Below are 2,458 nucleotides of genomic sequence, written 5' to 3' on the forward strand. Positions count from 1 at the left end.
TCTGTCGTCGCGGGAGGCGTCCTCGCGGCCCTCCGTCAGGAGGCGTCGGCGCCGGCCGGGACGGCCGGCGGTGCGGCCAGCGAGCGGGCCAGCAGCTGGGAGACGTCGAGCACCTCGACGCTCTCCTTCGCCCCGCCGGACTGCTTCTTCTCGGTGACGGCGTCGGTGAGCATGACGATGCAGAACGGGCAGGCGGTGGAGACGATGTCCGGGTCGAGGGCGAGCGCCTCGTCCACCCGCTCGACGTTGACCCGCTTGCCGATCTTCTCCTCCATCCACATCCGGGCGCCGCCGGCACCGCAGCAGAAGCCGCGCTCCTTGCAGCGGTGCATCTCCTGGCTGCGGACGCCGGGGATGCTGCCGAGGATCTCCCGGGGCGGGGTGTAGACCTCGTTGTGCCGGCCGAGGAAGCAGGGGTCGTGGTAGGTGACCGAGGAGTCCACCGGCTGGACGGGGACGAGTCTGCCCTCGTCGACAAGCCGGCCGAGCAGCTGGGTGTGGTGGATGACCTCGTACGCGCCGCCGAGCGCCGGGTACTCGTTGGCCAGGCTGTTGAAGCAGTGCGGGCAGGTGGCGACGATCTTCTTGGCGCCCGCCGCGTTGAGGACCTCGATGTTGGCCTTGGCCAGTTCCTGGAAGAGGTACTCGTTGCCGAGCCGGCGGGCGGGGTCACCGGTGCAGCTCTCGCCGGTACCGAGGATGGCGAAGGAGACGCCCGCGGTGTGCAGCAGCTCGGCGAAGGCCCGGGAGACCTTCTTGGCCCGGTCCTCGATGGCGCCGGCGCAGCCGACCCAGTACAGGTACTCCACGTCGTCCGGGATGGGCTCGCCGTCGTCGAGCACGCGGACCTCGAACGGCAGGCCCTCGGTCCACTCGGTGCGGATCCGGGGCGAGACGCCCCACGGGTTGCCGTTGTTCTCCAGGTTGCGCAGCATCACCCCGGCCTCGCTGGGGAACGACGACTCGATCATCACCTGGTAGCGGCGCATGTCGACGATGTGGTCGACGTGCTCGATGTCGACCGGGCACTGCTCCACGCACGCGCCGCAGTTGGTGCACGACCACAGCACGTCGGGGTCGATGACCCCGCCCTCGTCCTCGGTCCCGACCAACGGACGGTCGGCCTGCGGCTGGCCGGGCTCGGGAACCCGCCCGAACCCGGACTCTGGGACGTGGTGGACGGCGTGCCCGTTCGACGCCTCCGCGGCAGCGCCGGCGGCGGCTGGCGCGGCGTCCTCCCCCTCGCCGGACCCGTTGGCGGCGAGCAGGTACGGCGCCTTGGCGAACAGGTGGTCACGAAGATCCATGATCAGGATCTTCGGTGACAGCGGCTTGCCGGTGTTCCAGGCCGGGCACTGGCTCTGGCAGCGCCCGCACTCGGTGCAGGTGGAGAAGTCGAGCATCGCCTTCCAGGAGAAGTCCTCGATCTTGCCGACGCCGACGATCGGCTCGTCGGCCTCCATCAGGCTCTCGATGTCCGGGGTGCTGCCCAGCGCGCCCAGCGCCTTGGGCTCGCGCTTGAGGATGACGTTGACCGGCGCCAGGAAGATGTGCAGGTGCTTGGAGTAGGCGACCAGCACCAGGAAGCCCATGATGACGGCGATGTTGAGCAGCAGGAAGACCGTCTCGATGTGCTCGTTGGCCTTGTGGGAGAAGACGTCGAGCGGCCGGCTGACCAGGTAGGAGGCGAACGCCCACCTCGTGTCGCCCTGCGGGTGCGTGCCGGCGTTGAACTGGGCACCGCGCAGGACCAGGAGCGTGACCATCACCGAGGTGATCATCCCGAGGATGACCCAGGCCGGGCCGATGTGCGACCCGTAGAACCGCGACCTGCGCTCGAGCCGGGCAGGCGCGTTGCGCAGCCGGATGATCGTGAAGGCCAGCAGCCCCGCGAGGACCGCGACCGTGAAGAAGTCCTCGATGAAACCGATGGCGGCCCAGTGCCCGAACAGCGGGATGTGGAAGTCGTGGTCGAACAGCGCGCCGAACGCCTCGATGACGGTCAGCATGAGGACCGTGAATCCCCAGAAGGTGAAGGCGTGCGCGAGCCCGGGGACCGTCCAGGTCAGCAGCTTCCGCTGGGCACCGACCTCGCTGATCTCACTCCACAGCCGCTGGCCCGCCCCGTCGAGCCGGCCGGCAGCGGGCTGTCCCTGGCGGATCAGCCTGAACAGCCAGTGGAACCGGCGTCCGGCCACCGCGAGAGCAACAACGACGATCACTCCGCCGATAGCGAGTCTCACACATCCTCCAGTCTTCTACCGACGGTGGGAGCGTATCGCTACCCATTGGTAACTTGCACGCCGAACCGGCCCACCGCCGCCAGCCCCGCCGGGATCCGCAGCGAGTCATTTCACCCCTTTGGCCCTTCACCTTCCTCTTCGCACCGCCCAGGCGCAGCCGATCGCCGGTCGGACGGGGCCAGCGCGGGGCCCGGGCCATGCCGGCCGGCACCGCC

The 2,458-nt window shown here is 69.5% G+C and carries 1 protein-coding gene; it reads right to left on the reverse strand.

Going from position 1 to position 2,458, the window contains the following annotated elements; translation table 11 throughout:
- Positions 1-35: 35 nt before the first annotated feature.
- Positions 36-2,243, reverse strand: a complete 2,208-nt coding sequence (locus AC5LUJ_RS20905) for a (Fe-S)-binding protein (RefSeq protein WP_493465572.1) — start codon at positions 2,241-2,243, stop codon at positions 36-38.
- Positions 2,244-2,458: the final 215 nt, after the last annotated feature.

The sequence above is a fragment of the Protofrankia sp. CiP1_Cm_nod3 genome, assembly GCF_982290655.1.